The sequence below is a fragment of the Sphingomonas sp. 10B4 genome, from assembly GCF_035019905.1.
Classification (GTDB): Bacteria; Pseudomonadota; Alphaproteobacteria; order Sphingomonadales; family Sphingomonadaceae; genus Sphingomonas; species Sphingomonas glacialis.
On record NZ_JASJVC010000014.1, the window covers coordinates 1 to 22,121 of the forward strand.

At 67.4% G+C, this 22,121-nt stretch carries 20 protein-coding genes; 8 read left to right on the plus strand and 12 right to left on the minus strand.

Annotated elements, in window-relative coordinates:
- Window positions 1-4: 4 nt before the first annotated feature.
- On the plus strand, window positions 5-2,293 hold the full coding sequence (locus QN347_RS06350; protein WP_323493997.1) for a TonB-dependent receptor: 2,289 nt from the start codon (window positions 5-7) through the stop codon (window positions 2,291-2,293).
- A 70-nt stretch (window positions 2,294-2,363) separates the two neighbouring features.
- A complete protein-coding gene (locus tag QN347_RS06355; protein WP_416194512.1) occupies window positions 2,364-3,656 on the plus strand; it encodes a spinster family MFS transporter in 1,293 nt (430 codons plus the stop codon).
- On the opposite strand, the gene QN347_RS06360 is transcribed toward QN347_RS06355, so the two are convergent.
- From QN347_RS06360 to hisN, 7 genes are all read right to left on the minus strand, one after another.
- Window positions 3,653-5,224, minus strand: coding sequence for a peptide chain release factor 3 (locus QN347_RS06360; RefSeq protein ID WP_140851469.1), 1,572 nt, complete (start codon window positions 5,222-5,224; stop codon window positions 3,653-3,655). The genes QN347_RS06355 and QN347_RS06360 overlap by 4 nt on opposite strands.
- An 18-nt stretch (window positions 5,225-5,242) precedes the next feature.
- Window positions 5,243-6,127, minus strand: a complete 885-nt coding sequence (locus QN347_RS06365) for an aldose 1-epimerase family protein (RefSeq protein ID WP_322161431.1) — start codon at window positions 6,125-6,127, stop codon at window positions 5,243-5,245.
- A gap of 149 nt (window positions 6,128-6,276) precedes the next feature.
- Window positions 6,277-8,640 carry a phenylalanine--tRNA ligase subunit beta gene (gene pheT, locus QN347_RS06370; RefSeq protein WP_322161433.1) on the minus strand — a complete coding sequence of 788 codons (2,364 nt, stop codon included), beginning with the start codon at window positions 8,638-8,640 and terminating at the stop codon, window positions 6,277-6,279.
- Window positions 8,637-9,713, minus strand: a complete 1,077-nt coding sequence (gene pheS, locus QN347_RS06375; protein WP_322161435.1) for a phenylalanine--tRNA ligase subunit alpha — start codon at window positions 9,711-9,713, stop codon at window positions 8,637-8,639. The genes pheT and pheS overlap by 4 nt, the downstream gene beginning before the upstream one ends.
- 195 nt (window positions 9,714-9,908) lie before the next feature.
- Window positions 9,909-10,274, minus strand: coding sequence for a 50S ribosomal protein L20 (gene rplT / locus QN347_RS06380; RefSeq protein WP_133191094.1), 366 nt, complete (start codon window positions 10,272-10,274; stop codon window positions 9,909-9,911).
- Between the two features lie 17 nt (window positions 10,275-10,291).
- Window positions 10,292-10,495, minus strand: coding sequence for a 50S ribosomal protein L35 (rpmI, locus tag QN347_RS06385; RefSeq protein ID WP_010184218.1), 204 nt, complete (start codon window positions 10,493-10,495; stop codon window positions 10,292-10,294).
- A gap of 425 nt (window positions 10,496-10,920) precedes the next feature.
- Entirely contained in the window at window positions 10,921-11,703 is a 783-nt protein-coding gene (gene hisN / locus QN347_RS06390) for a histidinol-phosphatase (RefSeq protein WP_322161439.1), read from the minus strand.
- A gap of 163 nt (window positions 11,704-11,866) precedes the next feature.
- On the opposite strand from hisN, the gene QN347_RS06395 reads away from it, so the two are divergent.
- The 5 genes from QN347_RS06395 to ung all read left to right on the plus strand — a co-directional run bounded on the left by QN347_RS06395 (window position 11,867) and on the right by ung (window position 16,056).
- On the plus strand, window positions 11,867-12,871 hold the full coding sequence (locus tag QN347_RS06395) for a GGDEF domain-containing protein (protein ID WP_133191098.1): 1,005 nt from the start codon (window positions 11,867-11,869) through the stop codon (window positions 12,869-12,871).
- A 383-nt stretch (window positions 12,872-13,254) separates the two neighbouring features.
- The gene (locus QN347_RS06400) at window positions 13,255-14,721 is read left to right on the plus strand and encodes a S41 family peptidase (RefSeq protein WP_322161441.1); all 1,467 of its coding nucleotides are present in this window, start codon (window positions 13,255-13,257) and stop codon (window positions 14,719-14,721) included.
- A 198-nt stretch (window positions 14,722-14,919) separates the two neighbouring features.
- Window positions 14,920-15,048, plus strand: a complete 129-nt coding sequence (locus QN347_RS06405; protein WP_268249508.1) for a hypothetical protein — start codon at window positions 14,920-14,922, stop codon at window positions 15,046-15,048.
- Between the two features lie 2 nt (window positions 15,049-15,050).
- A complete protein-coding gene (locus QN347_RS06410) occupies window positions 15,051-15,353 on the plus strand; it encodes an alkylphosphonate utilization protein (RefSeq protein WP_229839393.1) in 303 nt (100 codons plus the stop codon).
- Window positions 15,354-15,363: 10 nt separating this feature from the next.
- Window positions 15,364-16,056 (plus strand): uracil-DNA glycosylase, encoded by a 693-nt coding sequence (gene ung, locus QN347_RS06415; protein ID WP_322161444.1) that lies wholly within the window; start codon window positions 15,364-15,366, stop codon window positions 16,054-16,056.
- Here the strand turns inward: ung and QN347_RS06420 are convergent.
- The 4 genes from QN347_RS06420 to QN347_RS06435 are packed head-to-tail and all read right to left on the minus strand — an operon-like array spanning window position 16,053 to window position 20,617.
- Window positions 16,053-17,069, minus strand: a complete 1,017-nt coding sequence (locus tag QN347_RS06420; protein ID WP_133191106.1) for a DNA polymerase III subunit delta — start codon at window positions 17,067-17,069, stop codon at window positions 16,053-16,055. The genes ung and QN347_RS06420 overlap by 4 nt on opposite strands.
- Before the next feature lie 21 nt (window positions 17,070-17,090).
- The gene (gene lptE, locus QN347_RS06425) at window positions 17,091-17,594 is read right to left on the minus strand and encodes an LPS assembly lipoprotein LptE (protein ID WP_322161446.1); all 504 of its coding nucleotides are present in this window, start codon (window positions 17,592-17,594) and stop codon (window positions 17,091-17,093) included.
- A complete protein-coding gene (gene leuS / locus QN347_RS06430; protein ID WP_322161448.1) occupies window positions 17,591-20,143 on the minus strand; it encodes a leucine--tRNA ligase in 2,553 nt (850 codons plus the stop codon). Before leuS ends, lptE begins: the two co-directional genes overlap by 4 nt.
- 12 nt (window positions 20,144-20,155) lie before the next feature.
- Window positions 20,156-20,617 carry a DUF3576 domain-containing protein gene (locus QN347_RS06435; protein WP_133191112.1) on the minus strand — a complete coding sequence of 154 codons (462 nt, stop codon included), beginning with the start codon at window positions 20,615-20,617 and terminating at the stop codon, window positions 20,156-20,158.
- Window positions 20,618-20,869: 252 nt separating this feature from the next.
- On the opposite strand from QN347_RS06435, the gene QN347_RS06440 reads away from it, so the two are divergent.
- Window positions 20,870-21,598, plus strand: coding sequence for a hypothetical protein (locus QN347_RS06440; protein ID WP_323493992.1), 729 nt, complete (start codon window positions 20,870-20,872; stop codon window positions 21,596-21,598).
- Between the two features lie 6 nt (window positions 21,599-21,604).
- Here QN347_RS06440 and QN347_RS06445 read toward each other — a convergent pair whose 3' ends face one another.
- Entirely contained in the window at window positions 21,605-22,105 is a 501-nt protein-coding gene (locus QN347_RS06445; protein ID WP_323493993.1) for a thiamine phosphate synthase, read from the minus strand.
- Window positions 22,106-22,121: the final 16 nt, after the last annotated feature.

The window sequence follows — 22,121 nt, forward strand, 5'->3', positions numbered from 1 at the left end:
AGATGTGTATAAGAGACAGGCCCAGACCGCCCCAGCGCCTGCCCCCGCCGCCGAGCCACAGGCCGACGAGACCGCGTCGGGCGAGATCGTCGTCACCGCGCGCCGCCGCGAGGAGACGCTGCTCAACGTGCCGATCGCAGTCACCGCTTTCTCCGCCGACCGGCTCGAGAAGACCGGCGCGGTCGATCTCACCGACATCCAGAACGTCACCCCCAACACCACGCTCAAGAATGCGCGCGGCACCAACTCGACGCTCGCCGCCTTCATCCGCGGCGTCGGCCAGCAGGATCCGGTTCCCGGGTTCGAGGCGGGCATCGGCATCTATCTCGACGACGTCTATCTCAACCGCCCGCAGGCGGCGGTGCTCGACATCTATGACGTCGAGCGGATCGAAGTGCTGCGCGGCCCGCAGGGCACGCTCTACGGCCGCAACACGATCGGCGGCGCGGTGAAATACGTCACCAAGCGCTTGCCCGAAAGCCCCGAGGCGAGCCTCAAGGCGAGCTACGGCTCGTACAACCAGGCCGACGGCATCGTCAGCCTGTCGACCCCGATCGGTTCGCTGTTCAAGGTCGGCGTGGCCGGCGCACGGCTGACGCGCGACGGGTTCGGGCGCAACACCAACCTCAGCATCGACAATTACAACAAGAACCTCTGGGCGGGTCGCGGCACGATCGAATTCGAATCGCCCGACAGCCGGATGAGCCTGCGCCTGACCGGCGACTATACCGAGGACAAGTCGAACGCGCGCAACGGCTCGCGCCTGATTACCAGCTTGCTGACCAACACGCCCGTTCAGTCGAACCCGTTCGACACCCGCGCCGGGCTCAACACGCCGAAACAGAACATCCAGGCGGGCGGCCTGTCGATGGTCGCGACCGGCGAACTGAGCGATCATCTCACGATCAAGAGCATCAGCGCGTTCCGCAAGGATCGTTCGTTCACCCCGATCGATTTCGACGCGCTCCCCGCGGTCGATGTCGATGTCCCCGCGGTCTATCGCAACGAGCAGACCAGCCAGGAATTCCAGCTGGCGTACAAAAGCGACACGCTCAACGGGCTGATCGGCTATTACTATCTCGGCGCCAAGGCCTCGACCGGGTTCGACGTGCTGCTCTCGACGACGCTCGCCAATTTCGACGCCTATACCGCGGGCGACGTGCGGACCGAGACGCACTCGATCTTCGGCGACTTCACCTATGATTTCACGCCCAAGCTCAGCCTGTCGCTCGGCGGGCGCTATACCTGGGACGAGCGTCGGTCGTTCATCTTCAAGGCGAGCTATTTCGGCCTGACCTCGGAATTCGGCGGCAATCCGACGATCGTCGGCGCGCCGTCGACCAATTTCAACGGCACCGCCGAGTTCAAGCGCTTCACCCCGCGCGCCTCGCTCAGCTTCAAGCCGAGCGCCGACCACTTGCTCTATGCGTCCTATTCGGAAGGCTTCAAGGGCGGCGGGTTCGATCCGCGCGGCTCGGGCACCTCGGCGCCCGACGTCAACCAGGACGGCGTGCGCAGCTACCAGGAAATCTACAACTACCTGCTGTTCAAGCCCGAGGTGGTGAAGAGCTACGAGATCGGCTGGAAGGGTTCGGTGTTCGACAAGCGCCTGACCTTCGCGCTCGACGGCTTCTATTCGAACTATAGCAACGTGCAGGTGCCGGGCTCGGTCGGCTGCATCATCGGCGGGGTGCAGTCGTTCTGCGGCATCACCACCAACGCCGCCAAGGCGACGATCAAGGGCATCGAACTCGAATCGAACGCGGTGCTCGCGCGCGATTTCGCCGGTGCCGGATCGAACGTGTCGCTCGCCGGAACGCTCGGGTATATCGACGCCAAATACGATCGCTTCATCGGCCCGACCGGCACCGACGTCGCCAATGTCCGCGTCTTCCAGAACACCCCCGACTGGACCGCCTCGGGCACGCTGTCGGCCAACATCCCGACCGGCCCGGGCCGCATCAACGCCTCGACCACGCTGTCGTATCGCAGCCTGACGCACCAGTTCGAGACCGCGAGCCCGTTCCTCGACCAGCCGGGCTATGCGCTGTGGGACGCGAACCTGACCTACACCTTCGGCAAGGGGCGCTATTCGATCGGCGTCCACGCCAAGAACATCACCGACAAGCATTACAAGACGTCGGGCTACCAATATATCAGCTCGACGCTCGCCGGGGTGCCGATCCTCAACGCTGCCGGGCGCTATACGCCGACGCTCGGCAAGGAAGGCATCGCCACCGCCTTCTACGGCAATCCGCGGCAAGTGTTCGGCACGATCACCGCGCGCTTCTGACCGCCAGACTATCCCGCACCGGCCGCTTGCCTTGCGCACGCGGCCGGTGCGATGATTCGGGAATATGACCATGACCGCCGCGCCCGCCCCCCCTTCCCCGGGCCCTTCCTCGGGCCCTGCCTCGCCTGCCCGGGCGCGCCTCGTCCTGGCGATGTTGCTCGTGGTCTACACGTTCAACTTTCTCGACCGCCAGATCCTCAGCATCCTGGCGACGCCGATCAAGGCCGACCTGCATCTGAGCGACGCGCAGTTCGGCGCGGTCGGCGGGCTCGCCTTCGCGATCCTCTATTCGGTGCTCGGCGTGCCGCTCGCCTTCCTTGCAGACCGTACCAGCCGCAGCGGCGTGGTGATGTGGTCGCTGATCGTGTGGAGCGGCTTCACCGCTCTGTGCGGGACGGCGACCGGCTATTGGCAACTCTTCTTCTACCGGCTCGGCGTCGGCGTCGGCGAGGCGGGCGGGGTTGCACCGTCTTATGCGCTGATCTCCGATTATTTCCCGCCCGAACGCCGCGCGCGTGCGCTCGCGGTCTATTCGCTCGGCATTCCGATCGGGCTTGCGGGCGGCGTGCTGCTCGGCGGGTATATCGCCGCGCTGGTCAATTGGCAGACCGCGTTCATCGCGGTCGGCGCGGCGGGGATCGTGGTCGCGCCGCTGTTCCGCTGGCTGGTGCGCGACGTGCCGCGGCCCGTGGTGAGCGCGCAGGATGCGGTGCCGGTGAGCGCGGTGTTCGCCATCCTCGCGCGCAAACCCGCCTTCTGGCTGCTCGCCTTCGGGGCGTCGTTCAGCTCGCTATGCGGCTATGGCCTCGCGCTGTGGGCGCCCTCGGTGCTGATTCGCAGCTTTCATTTCAACCTGATCGAGACCGGGCAATTCATGGGATCGCTGCTGCTGATCGGCGGCGTCGGCGGCGTGTTCGCCGGCGGCTGGCTCGCCGACCGGCTCGGGCGGAGCGACCGCGGCTGGTATGCGAGGCTCCCCGCGATCGCCTGGGCGATCACCGCGCCGATGTACGCGCTCGGTCTGCTCGCGCCCAATCCGTGGGTAGCGTGGCCGTTGCTGCTGATTCCCAACGCGCTCAACATCTTGTGGCTCGGGCCCGTCGCGACGGCGGTCCAGCACCTCGTGCCGCCACCGATGCGCGCGACCGCGTCGGGCAGCTTCCTGTTCATCAACAATCTGATCGGGCTCGGCGTCGGGCCGATCCTGATGGGCGGCCTGTCGGATCACCTCAAGGCCACGAGCGGCGTCGAATCGCTGCGCTACGCCGCGGTCGGCTGCCTCGGCTTCTACGTCCTGGCGGCCGTCCTCGTCCTCTTCGCGGTCCCGTCGCTGCGCCGCGATTGGGTCGACGAGCGCGCTTAACGCTCGCGCGTCGCCGCGAACTTCACCTTGGGGTAGCGGTCGGCGACATAGCCGACGTCCCACGCGGTCTTCGCCAGATACACCGGATTGTTGTCGCGATCCTTCGCCATCGACGTGCGGTTGAGGTCCATGAACGCCTTGAGGTCGGCCGGATCCGCCGCCGAAACCCAGCGCGCGGTGTCGTACGGCGCCATCTCGAGCCCCGCATCGACCTTATACTCGGCCTCGAGCCGGCTGAGCAGCACCTCGAGCTGGAGCTGCCCGACCACGCCGATGATCCAGTTCGACCCGATCTCGGGATAGAAGACCTGCGTCACCCCCTCCTCGGCCATGTCGTCGAGCGCCTTGCGCAACTGCTTGGTCTTGGTCGGATCCTTCAGCGCGACACGCCGCAGGATTTCGGGTGCGAAATTGGGCAGCCCGGTGAAGCGCACATCGGCGCGCTCGGACAGCGTGTCCCCCACCCGCAGCGTCCCGTGGTTGGGAATGCCGATGATGTCGCCCGGAAACGCCTCGTCGGCGAGCTCGCGTTCGCGCGCGAAAAACAGGATCGGCGAGTGGATCGCGATCGGCTTGCCGTGGCCCGTCGGCGTCAGCTTCATGCCGCGCTTGAAGGTGCCCGAGCACAGCCGCATGAACGCGATGCGATCGCGGTGGTTGGGGTCCATGTTCGCCTGGACCTTGAACACGAAGCCGGTGACGTCCGCACGTTCTGGCAAAACCTCGGCGGGCTCGGCCGGCTGCGGCCGCGGCCCCGGCGCGTGGCGGCCGAGCGCGTCGATCAGCTCGGCAACGCCGAATTCCTTGAGCGCCGATCCGAAATAGACCGGCGTCTGGTCGCCGCCACGATACGCTTCGACATCGAACGCGCCATAGCCGCCGAGCGCGAGCTCGGATTCGTCCTGGAGCAATTTGAGGCCCGCCGGGCTCAGCGTCTTGGCGAGCGCGGGATCGTCGAGCCCGGTGAAGCTCAAGGCCTTGCCCATGAACTCGCGGCTCGGCCCCTCGGGCTGGCTCAGGCTGTTGGCGTGGAGATCGTACACGCCTTCGAAATCGCTGCCCATGCCGACCGGCCAGCTCATCGGCGTGACATCGAGTTGGAGCATCTCGGCAATCTCGTCGAGCAGGTCGAACGGCGGGCGCCCCTCGCGATCGACCTTGTTGACGAAGGTGATGATCGGCACCGAGCGCAGCCGGCACACCTCGAACAGTTTGCGCGTCTGCGCCTCGATACCGCGCGCGGCGTCGATCACCATCACCGCCGAATCGACCGCGGTCAGCGTGCGATAGGTATCCTCCGAAAAGTCCTCGTGCCCCGGCGTGTCGAGCAAGTTGAAGGTCAGGCCATTCCGCTCGAAGGTCATCACCGACGAGGTGACCGAGATGCCGCGCTGCTGCTCGATCTTCATCCAGTCCGAGCGTGCGCGGCGGTTCTGCCCGCGCGCTTTCACTTCCCCCGCCAGATGGATCGCGCCACCGAACAGCAGCAGCTTTTCGGTCAGCGTGGTCTTGCCGGCGTCGGGGTGGGAGATGATCGCGAAGGTGCGGCGGTCGGACGTGTGATTCATCTGCGCGGCGATAGCGGTTTACGGCTCCAGCGTCACGTGCATCGCGATGGTCTTCGTTTCGCCGGGTGCGAGCGCAAACACGCCGGGCTTGGCGGTGAAATCGCCGGTGAAGTCCGCGGGGTCGGCAATGCCGTGCCACGGCTCGATGCAGACGTACGCCGCGCCGGGCTTGGTCCAGATGCCGAGCATCGGCGTATCGGGGAAATCGACGCGCAGCTGCGGGCCGGTCTCGGCGCCATAGCGCACGCTCTGCGACCGCACCGCGTCCCAGATCAGCGCGTCCTGCTCGAACAGCGCATCGCGCAGCGCGAGCGTGCCCCCCTCGAGCGGCGTGGGCCGCTGCTGCGCCACGATCAACCCGCCGGGGGTGAGCGCACGCAGCGCCTCGGGCTCATCGGCGGCAAAGACGATGCGGTGGTCGGCGCGCGGCGCGCCATACGGCAGCGGCCACGCGAAGGCTGGGTGGAAGCCGAAGCTTGCCGGCAGCGTGCGCTCGCGCTCGCGATTCTCGATTTCGGCAGTCATCGCGAGCGTCGCGCCATCGATCGCGTAGGTCAGCCGCAGCGCGAACTTGCGCGGATACACCGCAAGCGTCTCGGCGCTGTCCTCGAGCAGGAACACCGCGCGAGTCGCGCTGTGCTCGACCACCGCAAAAGTGCTCCGGCGGGCGAAGCCGTGCTTGCCCATCGTGTAACTTTCGCCATCGAGCCGCAGCGTGTCGCCGTTGAGCGCGCCGACGATCGGGAACAGGATCGGCGCATGGCCGGTCCAGAACGCCGGGTCGGCGTCGGTCATCAGTTCGCGTCCATCGCCGTCGCGGAGATGCGTGAGTTCGGCGCCGTACGGGTTGATCGCGGCAGTGAGTTCGGCCGAGCCGATTTCGATCAGGGCAGCTTCAGGCATCGACATCATCCTCGATGAGACAGGAGATAAACCTCACACCGTCACCCCGGGCTCGTCCCGGGGTCCACCGTGCCGCAAACGCAGCCGCCGAAACACGCGGACGACGGTGGCCCCCGGCACAAGGCCGGGGTGACGGTGGGTAGTCGTAATCAGCCGCGCAAACTTGCCCCCAGCTTCGCCGCGGCAGCCACCACCTTGTCGGCGATCGCCTTGAGATCGGCCTCGGCAAAGCTCTTCTCGCCCGGCTGGAGCGTCACTTCGACACCCAGGCTCTTATGCCCCGGCTCGACCCCCGCGCCGGTGAACACGTCGAACAGCCGCGCCGCGACGATGCTCGCCTTGTCCGCGCCCTTGACCGCACGCACCAGCGCATCGGCAGCAAGCGCCTCGGGTACCAGAAACGCGAAGTCACGCCGCACCGCCTGCAACGCCGGCGGCGCATAGGCCGCGCGCGCAAAGCCGGTCGAGCGCTTCGCCGGGAGCGCGTCGAGATACAGCTCGACCGCCGCCACCGGCCCGTCGAGATCGAACGCGCGCAAGGTCAACGGATGGACCATGCCAAACGCCGCAAGCACCGTCTTCGGCCCGAGCCGCAGCGTGCCCGACTGCCCCGGATGCCACGCCGCGCCGGCATCCCCCATCACCTGCAGATTCTCGACCGGCGCGCCGATCGCGGCGAGCAACGCGAGCGCCTCGGCCTTGGCGTCGAACGCGTCGAACGGCTTGGCCTTGCCCTCCTGCCAGCCGCGCGCGCGATTCTCGCCCGCAAGCACGACACCAAGCGTCGGATGCTCGCCACCCGCCAAATATCGACGTCCGATCTCGAACAGTCGCACGCCCGCAGCACCGCGCTTCATATTGCGCTCGGCCGCCGAGAACAGGCCGGGCAGCAGCGACGGCCGCATGACCTTCAACTCCTCGCTGATCGGGTTGGCGAGCGTCCACGCGCCGCCACCGATCGCGCTCGCCTGCGCGTCCGACAGGAAGCTCCAGGTCAGCGTCTCGTTGAGCCCACGCGCCGCGGCGGCGCGACGCGCACGGCTTTCGAGGCGCTGCTCGGGCGTGGCGGTCGGCTTGGCGACGCCAGCCGCGCGCGGCAGCGGCACGGGGGCGACCGAATCGATCCCCTCGATGCGGATGATTTCCTCGACCAGGTCGGCCGGGCCATCGACGTCGCGCCGCGCTGGCGGCGGCAACACGGTCCAGTCAGCCTCGACCGTGAAGCCAAGCGCGGTGAGGATCGCACGCTGGCGATCCTCGGCAACCGCGAGGCCACCGAGCGTTTCCGCGAGCGCCGGATCATAGGCGATCCGCTTGCGCTCGAGCGGCGGCGCACCCGAATAGGTCGGCGCGCTGGCGCTGCCGCCGCACAGGTCGAGCACCAGCCGCGTCGCGATCGCGAGGCCTTCTTCGAGGAACGCCGGATCGACGCCGCGCTCGAAGCGCGAGCGCGCGTCCGAGGTCAGCATCAGCGCCTGGCCCGTGCGCGCGATGCTCTCGGGGTCGAAATAGGCGCATTCGATGATGACGTCGGTGGTCTCGGCCGAAACGCCCGAATCCTCGCCGCCCATGATGCCGCCGATGTCGTGGACATGCGCCGCGTCGGCGATCACCGTCATCGTCTCGGCAAGGCTGTAGGTCTTGCCGTTGAGCGCGACGACCTGCTCGCCCGCCGCCGCCTTGCGCGCGACGAGCCCGCCCGAGAGCTTGGCGCGGTCATAGACGTGGAGCGGCCGCCCGAGATCGAACATCACGTAATTGGTGATGTCGACCAGCGTCGAGATCGGCCGCTGGCCGATCGCGGTGAGGCGGCGGCGCATCCACTCGGGCGCCTCGCCATTGGTGAGGCCGCTGACGCTCTGGGCGAAGAAAGCGGGGCAGCCCGCCGCATCGTCGGTGCGCACGTCGGGGCCCTCGCCCGCGCCCTCGACCGGGGCATAGGCCAACGGCTTGGCCGTCCCCAACCCGGCGACGACCAGATCGAGCGCGATCCCGCGCACGCTCATGCAATCGGGGCGGTTGGGGAGCACGTTGATGTCGATCACCGGGTCGTTCAGCCCGGCATAATCGGGATAGGCCATGCCGACCGGCGCATCGGCGGGGAGCTCGATGATGCCGTCATGATCCTCGCCGAGCTCGAGCTCGCGCGTCGAGCACATCATGCCGTTCGATTCGACCCCGCGGATCGCCGCGACCTTGAGCACCATGCCGTTCGACGGCACGGTGGCGCCTGACGGGCCGAACACGCCGACGAGCCCCGCACGCGCGTTAGGTGCACCGCACACGACCTGGAGCGGGCCATCGCCGGCGTCGACCGAAAGCACCTGCAACTTGTCCGCCTGCGGATGCGGCGCGGCGCTGAGCACCTTGGCCACCCTGAACGCGGCAAGCGTGGCACCCGGATTCTCGACGCCTTCGACCTCGAGGCCGATCCGCGTCAGCGTCTCGACGATCGTGTCGAGCGATGCGTCGGTGTCGATATGCTGCTTGAGCCAGTCGAGGGTGACCTTCATGCGCCGACTCCCTGGCTCAGCGTGGGCACGTCGAGTGCCGAGAAACCATAATGCTTCAACCAGCGCGCATCGCCCTCGAAGAACGGCCGCAGATCGTCCATGCCGTATTTGAGCATCGCCAGCCGATCGACCCCGACCCCGAAGGCGAAGCCCTGCCATTCCTTGGGATCGAGCCCGCAGGCCTCGATCACTTTGGGATGGACCATCCCGCTGCCGAGCAGCTCCATCCAGCCTTCCGAACCGCCGAGCGTACGGCGGCCCTTGACCGTGGTGTAGCCGACATCGACTTCAGCCGAAGGCTCGGTGAAGGGGAAGTAGCTCGGGCGCAGCCGCAGCACGATGTCGTCGCGCTCGAAGAACGCTTTCAGGAAGGTCTCGAGCGTCCATTTGAGATGGCCGAGCGTGATGCCCTTGTCGATCACCAGCCCCTCGATCTGGTGGAACATCGGCGTGTGCGTCGCGTCCCAGTCCGAGCGATAGACGCGGCCCGGCGCGATGATCCGGATCGGCGGTTCCTGCGACATCATCGTGCGGATCTGCACCGGCGAAGTGTGCGTGCGCAGGACCTTAGCCTCTTCGCCCTCACCTGCCTGCAGGTAGAAAGTGTCGTGCATCGCGCGCGCGGGATGGCTCTCGGGCATGTTGAGCGCGGTGAAATTGTGCCACTGGTCCTCGATCTCGGGCCCGGTCGCGACCGCGAAGCCCAGATCGGCGAAGATCTCGGCGAGCTCGTCCATCACTTGGCTGACCGGATGCACCGAGCCGTGCGGCGCGGCCTCGGCGGGGAGCGTCATGTCGAGCGTTTCGCTGGCGAGCCGCGCGTCGAGCTCGGCACGGTCGAGCGCAGCCTTGCGCGTCGCGATCGCGCTGGTGACCGCCTCGCGCAGCCCCTGGATGCGCGGCCCCTGCACCTGCCGCTCGTCGGGCGACATGCCGCCTAACGTCTTGAGCAGCGCGGTCACGCTGCCCTGCTTGCCGAGGCCCTGCACCCGCACCGCTTCGAGCGCATCGAGCGTCGCCGCCGCGTCGATCGCGGCGAGCAGGTCGGTTTTCATCTGGTCGAGGTCGGTCATCGCTTGTCCGTTCGTGCTGAGCCTGTCGAAGCACCGCTCTTCGTCAGGGTGGCGTTAGAAGAAAGACCAGGGCTTCGACAATCCCGGATCCGGCCCGGATCCGGTCCGCGACCGAACGGGAGTGGGAATCGCGCGCAAAAAGAAAGGGCGCCGGTGTTGCCACCGACGCCCCGATCTGTCTCGCAGCAGGTCGCCTCAGGCGGCCTGGGGCAGAGCCGCCTTTGCCTGCGCGATGATGACGCTAAACGCGGCACCCTCGTGCATCGCCAGATCGGCGAGGACCTTGCGGTCGAGTTCGACGCCGGCGAGCTTCAGGCCGTGCATGAACACGCCGTAGGTGAGGCCCTCGACGCGGACAGCCGCGTTGATGCGCTGGATCCAGAGCGCACGGAAGTTGCGCTTCTTAACCTTGCGATCGCGATAAGCGTACTGGCCGGCCTTCTCGACCGCCTGACGGGCGATACGGATCGTGTTCTTGCGACGGCCATAATAGCCCTTCGCCAGATTGAGGATCCGCTTGTGCTTTGCGTGGGTGGTTACACCCCGTTTTACGCGTGCCATTCTCTAATTCCTTCCGCTCAGCCGAGACCGTAAGGCGCCCACGCCTTGACGGTTGCCGTATCGGCCTTGGACAGCAGCTTGGTGCCGCGGTTCTGACGGATGTACTTGCTGTTGTGGCTCATCAGTCGGTGACGCTTGCCGGCGACGCCGTGCTTCAGCAGGCCGGTTGCGGTGAGCTTGAAGCGCTTCTTGACGCCGCTCTTCGTCTTGAGTTTGGGCATTTTCGTCCTTTCCAAATATGCGACGATCTATGAACGGCCACGGCAGCCCATACCGGCCGGGCAGTTCCTCTTACTCGCAGGAGGGGCGTCGCTTAAGCGAGAGTCGCGCAAAACGCAAGGCGGCAATGCGCCCGCGCTGTCCTACAAGCCGCGAATCTGCTAGGGTGGAACCCGCTCTTTGAAATCGTCGAGAACCGAAGTGCCGCGCGGCGCGATCTCGCGCAGACGTCTGCCCAACACCCGTCACCCCAGCGAACGCTGGGGTCTCAAGCTGCCAGCGCGCGGCCGGCGCCACGAGATCCCAGCTTGCGCTGGGATGACGAAGGGCCGCCGTTCGCGCATTAGCACATAATCAGAAACGATCCCCCCGTTCGAATTCCGTCCGGGGGTCAATCGAGTCAACCACCCCTCGGTTCGTCGCAACCTCAATGCCCGCGACAGGCGAGCGCCTCGAGGATCTCCTCGATCCGCGCCGGATCGCCCGCCGCGACGACTTCGCCGACCGAATCGGCGGTGAGCGGATCGCCCTGCCAGTCGCACATCCGCCCGCCCGCACCCTCGACCACCGGCACCAAGGCGGCGAAATCGTGCAGCTTTAGCTGCGCCTCGACCACCACGTCGAGCCAGCCGCTCGCGACGCAGCCATAATTGTAGCAATCGCCGCCGAGCACGGTGCTCATCACCGCGCCGTCGAGATGCTCGAACGCATGGAGCTGCGAATCGTCGAACAAAGCGGGCGAAGTCGTCGCGAGCAACGCCTTGCCGAGAACGGCGCAGCGCCGCGTCGCGGCGGGCTTGCCGTTGAACAGCGTCGGCTTGCCCATCACGCCCGTCCAGCGTTCGCGCAGGATCGGCTGGTCGATCACCCCCATCATCGGCCAGCCCTCGATCACCAGCGCGATCAGCGTCCCGAAGATCGGCCGGCCGGAGATGAACGCGCGCGTCCCGTCGATCGGATCGAGCACCCAGGCGCGCCCACTCGTGCCCTCCTTGGTGCCATATTCCTCGCCGATGATCGCATCGGCGGGAAAGGCGCGCTCGATCAGCGTCCGCATCGCAGCCTCGGCGGCGCGGTCGGCGAGCGTCACGGGCGAGGCATCGTCCTTCGCCTCGAGCCCGTGATCGGCACGGTAATAGGGACGGATCGCCGCGCCCGCCGCATCGGCAAGGGCAGCAGCAAGGGCGAGATCGGTGTCGGTGACGCGCATCCGCCTTTGCCTAAAGCGGCTGGCGGGGTTTCGCCAGTCATCACGTCGCTGACGCCCCGCGTTTCTGTGCGTACGGCCAGTCACCCAATTTTAGCAGTTGGCGTGTAGACAGGCAGGACTGGCCACCGCGTGTGGCACATGATGCTGAGGGGCTTTGACAGCGATGGGTCTAGCGAGGAGCACACGGCTCGTTGCAGCCGAAGATCGTGCTGCGCAGGTCTTCGATTGCGTCCGTGCGTTCCTGACGCTGCACCGCCTGAGCGCCGACCCGGCGCATTACGCGTTCGCACACGAGGTGGTGTGCAATCCCACCGGCGTGCTGGCCCAGTCGGTCGGGACGATGACCGAGGGCGGCATCCGCTTGTCGACGCGCGACATCGAGACGCTTGGCGGCGGCCACGCCGAATCGTCGAACGATCCCGCTCCGTCCGACGGACTCGTCGCGCAGACCCAGATGCAGGTCGAGGGCTTCACCGACATGGTCCGCTCGATGCGCGCCGAGACCGCCGATTTCGGGCGCGATCTCGCCGCGAGCGCCACGGCGATGCAGGGCGGCGCGAACAGCGACGACTTGGTTCGGCTGACCGCGGTGATGCTCGATCGCGTCCGCTCGGCCGAAGCGCGCTTGCAGGCCGCGACGTCCGAGGCCGACCAATTGCGCGAGAAGCTCGAGGAAGCGCGCGGCGACGCCCGCCGCGACCCGCTGACCGGACTTCCCAACCGCCGCGCGTTCGAAGAGGCGTTTGCCGAGCACATGGCGCGCGGCACCCGGCTGTGCCTCGCGGTATGCGACGTCGATCGCTTCAAGCGCGTCAACGATCAATTCGGCCATTCGGTCGGTGATCGCGTGCTCAAGGCGATCGCCGAGGCATTGAACACGGCCTGCGACGGCCATTTCGTCGCACGCTACGGCGGCGAGGAATTCGTGATCCTGTTCTCGAACGTCGATCTCGCAACGGCCCACACGACGCTCGAATCGGCGCGACTCACCGTCGATGCCAAACGCTACCGATTGCGCGAGACCGACACGCCGCTTGGCGCGGTCACCTTCTCCGCCGGGCTGTCGTCGGCCGACGTCGGAGAGCCGCTCGGCGCCGTATTCGGGCGCGCCGACAAGCTGCTCTACGCAGCAAAGGACGGCGGCCGCAATCAAGTCCGGCTCGCATAGCAAACTACGCCCATATTTGGCGTAACTTCCGATGCGACCTTTGGTAGCCTTGCGAAGCACTACGCTATTACGTTGTTTTCGCTGATTTTCTTGATCTGGCACGGCGCATGCAAAGGTCTCGGCATCGACGCTTCGGATGGTCCGGAGCGCCAGATTGCAAAGGGACCTCCATCATGACCGACCGTTTCGAATCGCTCCAACGCGTCGCCGTCTCGCTCGTCGCCGCATTCATGCTCACCGCCCTTCTGGCCTCGACCGCCGTGTCGCTCGCCCCGATCGCCTGATCGGGAGCGGGCAACCGCGTGTCTTTCGACGCCCTCGCATTTTCGGACTGACAAGGTCGATACAGGCCCTTAAGCTGCTCTTCTTTGGGGGAGTTGTTGATGACGAAGCGGCGCAGCGTGACCCATTGTCTGGCGCTTGCCGCCTTGCTCTCGGCCTGCAGTGGTGGCGGTGGCGGCGGCGGGTCGACCTCGAGCCCGACCGCATCGACTCCCGCGCCGACACCCACCCCGACGCCAACCACCGTCGCGGGCTGTTCGCTGCGCGACCGCCAGGATTGGGCGGCAGCCCAGCTGCGCGAATGGTATCTGTTCCCCGATACGCTGCCCGCCGTGCTCGACCCGACGCCGTATGCGACGGTCAGCGACTATGTCGACGCGCTGACGGCAACGGCGCGGGCGCAGCGCAAGGACCGCTATTTCACGTACCTCACCTCGATCGCGAGTGAGACCGCGTTTTACGACAGCGGCGCGAGCGCCGGCTTCGGCTTCCGTCTGGCGATCGATTCGACCGCGCGGCGCGCGTTCAGCGCGGAAACCTTCGAGGGCACCCCCGCGCTCGCCGCTGGAATCGATCGTGGAACCGAAATCCTTGCGATCGGTACGACAACGGCGGATCTCCGCACGGTCGATTCGATCATCGCCACGCAAGGGAGCGCGGGGGTAAGCGATGCGCTCGGCACCAACACCGCCGGAACGACGCGGCTGCTCCGGATCAACGACGCCGGCGGGACGCGCACCGTGACGCTCAGCAAGACCGATTTCGCGCTCACCCCGGTCTCGAGCCGCTACGGCGCGCAGATCATCAACGATGGCGGCCGCCAGGTCGGCTATATCAACCTGCGGACCTTCATCTCGACCGCCGATCCCGCGCTGCGGGCGGCCTTCGCGTCGTTCCGCACCGCCGGGATCACCAACGTCATCATCGATCTGCGCTACAATGGCGGCGGACTGGTCTCGATCGCCGAGTTGATGAGCAATCTGCTCGGCGCGAACCGCGCGACGTCGGACGTGATCGACTACATGACCTTCCGGCCCGAGAAGTCCGCGAACAACACGACCGCGTTCTTCGCGCCGCAGCCGCAATCGATCACGCCGACCAAAATCGCGTTTATCGGGACCGCGGGCACCGCCTCGGCGAGCGAGCTCGTCCTCGCGGCGCAGATTCCGTATCTGCGCGCCAATGTCGGGCTGATCGGCACCAACACTTATGGCAAGCCCGTCGGGCAGATCGCGCTCGACCGCCCGCAATGCGACGATCGGCTCCGCGTCATCGCCTTCGCTCTGCAAAATGCGAACCGCCAGGGCGCCTATTATGATGGCGTGCGCAGCATCGTCGAGGCGAGCTGCCAGGCAAATGATGACATCACCCATCAAATGGGGAGCCCGCTCGAAAGCTCGACGCGCGCCGCGCTCGATTATCTCGCCGGGCGCAGCTGCACCCCGATCACCGCTGCCGCGACGAGCAGCGTCGCGGCGCGCTCGTTCCGCGCCGATACCGCCGCGCTCGAACTGATGACGCCCGACCATCCCGACTCCGGGCAGCGCCAGGTCCCGGGGTCGTACTGAGCGATTGTTGGGGAGTGCCGGACGCAAAGGCGACCAGCGTCCGACCGCAGGGTAACGGGCGCCCGCCACCCAAGGCGCCGCGATCCGTCCTCGATCGTGGCGCACGCGATCAACCCGCGCGTGTCCGAATTGATGCGGGTCCCCCCGCGCTTTGGCGCTAGGGTTGGCCGGGGCCTTTCGCCCCGGTCAGGAACCGTCATGGCGAAGAGCCAGAAGAAATCGAACAAGGAAGTGCGCAAGCCCAAGGCCGAGAAAGCGCCCAAGGCCAATGCCTCGAACCCGACCAGCAAGGGCCAGCCTGTCCCGATGGTCACGATCAAGAGCTGAACATGAGCGACACCGACAGCTATATCTATGACGAAGCCAGCGGCGAATGGGTCGCCGCGGCCGACGCGCCAGCCGCCGCGGCCGACGATACCGTCGTCGTCCGCGATTCGGTCGGCAACGTGCTCGCGGACGGCGATCAGGTCACGCTGATCAAAGATCTCACCGTCAAGGGCGCCGGGCAGACGCTCAAGCGCGGCACGCTGATCAAGGCGATCCGCTTGACCGGCGACGCGCAGGAAATCGATTGCCGGTACGAGGGTATCAAGGGCCTCGTGCTGCGCGCCGAGTTCGTCCGCAAGCGCTGACGGGACGACGATGCAGCCGTTGCCTCCGCGCTGGCGCGACGCGTTGGCGAGCGACGTCGCGCAGCCGTACATGCAGGCGCTCGATGCGTTCCTCGATGCCGAGCAGGCAGCGGGAACCGAGATCTTCCCGGCCCGCGCCGATTGGTTTCGCGCGCTCGAACTGACGCCGCCCGAAGCGGTGCGCGTCGTGATCCTCGGGCAGGATCCGTATCATGGGCCGGGCCAGGCACACGGATTGAGCTTCTCGGTCCCGAACGGCGTGCGGATCCCGCCGAGTCTCCGCAACATCTACAAGGAGCTCGAAACCGATCTCGGCATCGCACCTGCCCCGCACGGCCTGCTCGACGGATGGGCGGCGCAGGGCGTGTTGTTGCTCAACGCGGTGCTGACGGTGCGGATGGGCGCCGCTGCCTCGCACCAGAAGCGCGGCTGGGAGCGGTTTACCGACGCAGTAATCCGCGTGGTGGCGGCGTCGCCCGATCCCACCGTGTTCGTGCTGTGGGGCGCGCACGCGCAGAAGAAGGCGGCGTTCGTTCAGGACGTGACGCAGGGTGGCCGGCACCTCGTGCTCAAGGCGGCGCATCCCTCGCCTTTGTCGGCCTATACCGGCTTTTTCGGCAGCCGTCCTTTCTCCGCCGCCAACGCGTTTCTCACCGCGCACGGACGCGGCACGATCGACTGGGCGTTGCCGCCGGGCGCTTAACCGCGCTGCCGCGCCGCCATCCGCGCGACGCCGAGCATCGCTGCGTCCGACAGGACCGTTCCCGCATTCGACGGCGCCATCGTCGCGCGTTCGGCGCGGCGGACGCGGTCGATCGCGTCGCTGATCTTGGGTGCCGACCAGATCCGCAGCGCCGCCGCGGTCGCCGCGCGTTCGCGGAAGAAGACGCGTTCGATCACGCTGTTGATGTTCGCGCCATTGTCGATCTCGGCGCGCAGTTCGGCGAGACTCATCAGGCGGCGCACGAGCTGTCGCAGCAACGGGATCGGCGAGACGCCCGCGACCGCGAGCCGCGCCAGTTCCTCGCCGAGCACGTCGGGCCCGCCGCCGATCGCCGCATCGATCGCGCGCGACATTTCCGAATCGCCGAGATCCGCGCCGATCGCATCGAGCGCGGCATCGTCGAGCTCGCGTGGCCGCTCGGGCGCGGCGTCGAGATAGAGCGCGATCTTCTCGAGCTCGCGCGTCATTACCGCGCGGTCGCCCGCCGCGGCGAGCGCGATTCGCGCCGCCGTCCCGCCCATCGTGCGCAGGCCCTGTTCGCGCGCGATGCTCGTCGCGATCTTGTCGGCCTCGCCGCCCTCGGGGACGTAGAACACGCACGACATTGCGCGCGGGTCGCCCGTCGCAAGCTTGACCAGCGCTGATGTCGCCTTGGCGCTGGGCGCGAGCAGGACGACGGGATTGCCCGCGCGCTCGGCCGAGAGCAGCAAGGTCGCCGCCGCGACGCTTTCCTCGCCCGCGCCCGCGACGCGGATGTGGCGGGCGGTGCCGAACAGCGACATCGACGCGGCTTCGTCGGCAAGCCGCCCGGGATTGGCCTTGAGCAGAGCGGGCTCGAGATCGACACGCTCGGCATCGGGCCCGAGCGCGCGCGCGACACGCGCCGCTATGTCGCGCGCGCCCGCTTCATCGGGGCCGTAGAGCACGTAAAGCCGGATGTCGGGGTTGCCGCTGTCGATCGCGCGCGTCAGCTGGCTGAGATTGGCTTTCACGACGCCCGCCCGCGGGGCATGTCAGCGCGGCTCGGGCGCGGTACGCTGCACATAGGTTGCGACGCGCGCGACGATCTGGTCGGCGACGATCTGCGACAGCCGCTCGAGCGCAGTGTCTTCGGCCGCGATCGTCGCATATTCCGAATTCACTGCATCGATGCCCGCGTCCGACCCGGCGGTCGCGTCGAGCAGCACCGACCCGTTCGACAGGTCGACCAGCTGATAGCGCGCGCGCAGCGTGCGGCGCTCGCGCGAGATCGAGTTGTCGCGATTGACGCCGAGCCCGGTGATCTGATCGTCGAGCTTGATCTCGAGCCGGTAGCGCGGGGTCGCCTGCGCGTGGAGCCGATCGCGCAGCGCGTTGGTCATCAACCACCCCGACTTGCCCTCGATCGGACCGACCTCGATCTGCGTCAGCCCGCCTGCGACCACGCCAGAGCCGCCGCCCGAGTAGAGCGGATGCAGCCCGCAGCCCGCCAGCGCGAGCGCGGCGAACGGGACGACGAGGGCAAGCCGCCGCATCATGCGACGATGTTCACGAGACGATCGGGCACGACGATGACCTTCCGGGGGGCTTTGCCTTCGAGGATGCGGACGATCTTGTCCGACGCGAGCGCGGCGGCCTCGACCGCATCGCTCGGATGGCCCTTGGGCAGCGTGAGCGTGTCACGCAGCTTGCCATTGACCTGCACCGCGATGGTGACTTCGTCCTCGACCAGCAACGCGGCATCGACTGCGGGCCACGGCGCGGCGGCGATCAGGCCTTCGTTCCCGGCGGCGGCCCACGCCTCCTCGGCGAGATGCGGCGCCATCGGCGCGACGAGCCGCATCAGCGTCGCGATCGCGGTGTCGCGCGACGCCGAGGGCTCGGCGCGTTCGATCGCGGCGGTGAGCTCGTACAATTTGGCGACCGCCTTGTTGAAGCTCAGCGCCTCGATATCGAGCGCGATGCCGGCGATGCTCTGGTGCAGCTTGCGGTCGAGCGCGGCGCTTTTGGCACCACCCTCCCCGGCACGCTCGCCGTCGAACAGCCGCCACAGCCGCTGGATGAAGCGCCACGAGCCTTCGATCCCGCTCTCGCTCCACGGCAGATCGCGCTCGGGGGGTGAATCGGAGAGCATGAACCAGCGCGTCGCGTCGGCACCATACTGATCGACGATGCCGGTCGGGTCGACGGTGTTCTTCTTCGACTTCGACATCTTCTCGACGCGGCCGACGGTGACCGTCGCGCCGGTCGCTTTCTCGGTCCAGCCATCGCCGTTGCGCACGATATCGTCGAGCGACAGCCATAGCGGCTTGGTGATGCTGTCGACGCCGTCGCTGCCGAGCTCGGTGATCTGCCGGCTATACGTCTCGTGCGTGACCATGCCTTGCGTGAACAGCCCCGCGAACGGCTCGGCGACGTCGAGCAGCCCGATATGCTTCAGCGCGCGCGTCCAGAAGCGGGCGTAGAGCAGGTGCAGGATCGCATGCTCGACCCCGCCGATATATTGCGCGACCGGGAGCCACTTTTCCGCGACGGCGCGGTCGAATGGCTTGTCCTTGGGCTGGCTGGCGAAGCGGATGAAATACCACGACGAATCGACGAAGGTGTCGAGCGTATCGGTCTCGCGCCGCGCTTGCCCGCCGCACGACGGGCACGCCACATGCTTCCACGTCGGATGGCGATCGAGTGGGTTGCCCGGAATGTCGAACGACACGTCCTCGGGCAACACGACGGGGAGTTGCTCCTTGGGCACCGGCACCGCGCCGCACGCGTCGCAATGGATGATCGGGATCGGCGTGCCCCAATAGCGCTGGCGGCTGACGCCCCAGTCGCGCAGGCGGAACACGGTCGATCCGGTGCCCCAGCCCTCGCCCTCGGCGCGCTGGATGACCACGCGCTTGGCGTCCTCGACGTCCATGCCGTCGAGGAAGTGCGAGTTGACGAGCGTTCCCGGGCCAGTCGCGGCTTCGTTGCCCTCGAACGCCGGGTCGGTCACGTCGCCGTCGGAGACGACGCGGCGGACCGGAAGCTCGTATTTCCGAGCGAAATCGAGATCGCGCTGGTCGTGCGCGGGGACGCCGAACACCGCGCCGGTGCCGTATTCCATCAGCACGAAGTTCGCGATGTAGACCGGCAGCTGCCACGCGGGGTCGAACGGATGCGCCGCGGTGAGGCCGGTGTCGAAGCCCAGCTTCTCCTGCGTGTCGAGCTCGGCCGCGGTGGTGCCGCCGCGCTTGCACAAAGCGATGAACTCGGCGGCGGCAGGGTCCTCGGCCGCCAGCGCCTGCGCAATCGGGTGATCGGCAGCGACCGCGACGAAGCTCGACCCGAAGATCGTGTCGGGGCGCGTGGTGAACACCTCGACCGCGCCGCCGTCGGACAGCTTGAAACGGAACTGCAGCCCCTGGCTGCGCCCGATCCAGTTCTCCTGCATCAATTTGACCTTGTCGGGCCAATGCTCGAGCCCGTCGAGGCCTTCGAGCAGTTCGTCGGCAAAGTCGGTGATCTTGAGGAACCACTGCGACAGCTTGCGCCGCTCGACCAGCGCGCCCGAGCGCCAGCCGCGCCCGTCGATCACCTGCTCGTTGGCGAGCACGGTCATGTCGACCGGATCCCAATTGACCGAGCTTTCCTTGCGATAGACCAGCCCGGCCGCGAACAGATCGAGGAACAGCGCCTGCTCGTGCCCGTAATACTCGGGCTCGCAGGTCGCGAGCTCGCGGCTCCAATCGAGCGCGAAGCCCAGCCGCTTCAGTTGCGCCTTCATCGTCGCGATATTGTCGCGCGTCCAGCCGCCGGGATGGACGCCCTTCTCCATCGCGGCATTCTCGGCAGGCATGCCGAACGCGTCCCACCCCATCGGGTGGAGCACTTCCATGCCGGTCATCCGCCGATAGCGTGCGAGCACATCGCCCATCGTATAGTTGCGGACATGGCCCATGTGGATCTTCCCCGATGGATAGGGGAACATCTCGAGCACATAGGAACGCGGCTTGGTCGAGCTATCGTCCGCGGCGAAGGTGGCGCGGTCGTCCCACACCTTCTGCCAAGCCGCGTCCGCCTTCAGCGCATTGAAGCGTGACGCCATAAGAGTGCTGCCTCAGCCCGCGACGGCGGCGCGACGCAGGTCACGCGCCTTGGTCAGGATGATGTCTTCGAGCTTCTGGACGGTTGCCGCCTGGACCGGGGCCGCAACCCACTGGCCCCCTTGGTTGACCTGGCGAAGCGCTGCAACGCGCAGGCCGTCGGCGCGCAGATCCTGGTCGAGGATCGTCACCGTCACCTTGACGCGCTCCGAAGGCGCCGCCGGGTTGATGTACCAGTCGGTCACGATCACGCCGCCGTTCGAATCGGTCTGCAGCAGCGGCATGAAGCTCAGCGTGTCGAGGCTCGCGCGCCAGAGATACGCATTGACGCCGATCGTCGTCACCTTCGACGCGGCGAGATCGGCGTTGACCGGGCGGCCACCCTTTTGGCCGCACGCGCCGAGCGACAGCGTTGCGGCAAGCGCGCATGAAACCACGAAAAGGGTGCGGGGCGCGGTGCCTGAGCGGCGGATCATCGGCGGTTCCTGAGCAAAACGGAGACTTGGGAGTGGCGGTATCTATAGAATGTTGCGCGTTCGCCGCAAGCAACACCTCCGGCGGCTCCCTCTACGATCGAGCAAGGTCGAGCGGAGCATCGCGCAATGTGTGTCCTTCGTGACACTCTTCAGGGAAATTGCGCCATTACGGTGGTGCGACGGAATTGATTCGTGATAGGCGCGTTGTCAGATAAGCGATGCCGAATTGAGGCTCGCACTAAGGGGTCGCACGTGTTGTCTGTTCGTTGGTTGTCCGGGATTGCTGTGGGGTCGCTCGTCGCCCTCGGCTGTGCCGTGGCTCCGGCACTCGGCGCAAGCGAATCGCCGGCGGCACGCTTTGCCGCCAAGCGGCCGGTGTTTGTGCGCGGCATCGGTTCGTTCACCCCGGCGTCTGCAGACCCCCGGCTCGCTGCGATCTTCGCGCGTGGTGGTCTCGATACCAGCGGATTCCGCTTCACCCCGTCCGATGCACGCGGCGAAGGCGCCCGTCCCGTGACGGTTGCGATTCGCGCCCGCTCGGCGCGCGGCATCGCCGTGGTCGATCGTACTTCGCCGGTTGCGGCCTCGACCACCAGCTTGACGCCGATCGCCTACAATCTCGGCGTCGCCGTCGGCTGGAAGCGCTTCGCCGTCTCGGGCGACGTCTCGAAGGTCGACCTCGCCGGTCTGCCCGGTGGTCGCGAGGCCGCCGATCTCGGCGTGAGCTATACCGGCAACCGCTTCACCGGCCGCGTCAAGGCAGCGACCGATCGTCCGCTCGCCGGCGCGCCCAAGTTGATCGAGGACGCCCCGGCCTATTCGATCGACGTCGGCGGCTCGTATGCGCTGACGCGGCGGATCGATGTCACTGCCGGCGTCCGCTACAAGGCCGAGCGTGATCGTCTGATCGAACAGCCTGCCGCCGATGCGACTCGTCGCGACAGCCAGGCCGTCTATGTCGGGACCGCGTTCCGCTTCTGACGCGACTCAGGGCGTCAGCCCGTCGATCGCCGCCCAGCCGACAAACCCCAGCGCCTTCATCCGCTTGAACCGCGCGCGCGTCATGCCGCCCAGCGCGATTGCCGGACATCCCGCTGCACGCGCGATCGCCGCGGCGCGCAACGGCCCAAGCGCGCGCGCGCCGGGATGCGTCCGCGTCGGATAGACCGGCGAGACCAGCACCGCGGCGGCACCGGCGCGGCGTGCGGCGATCGCCTCGCGAAGCGAATGCGCCGGGTGCAGCGCGCGGCGTTGCGCGGCGCCGCCGCCCTCGACCAGCACGAGCGCCCGCTGCCGTGCGATCTGCGCGATGCGGGCGAACAGCGCGGCGCGTTCGGCGGGCGCAGTGGCGAAATGCCGGAACACCACCCCGCTTCCCTTCGGAAGCGCGGCGAGCGCGGGCCATAGCGCCGCGCCCATCCGCTCGTCGGTCATCAGCCACAGCGCCGGCGTGGGACGATTGCGGCATATGGGGTGACGCAGGGGCATAGTCGCGCCTATAGCG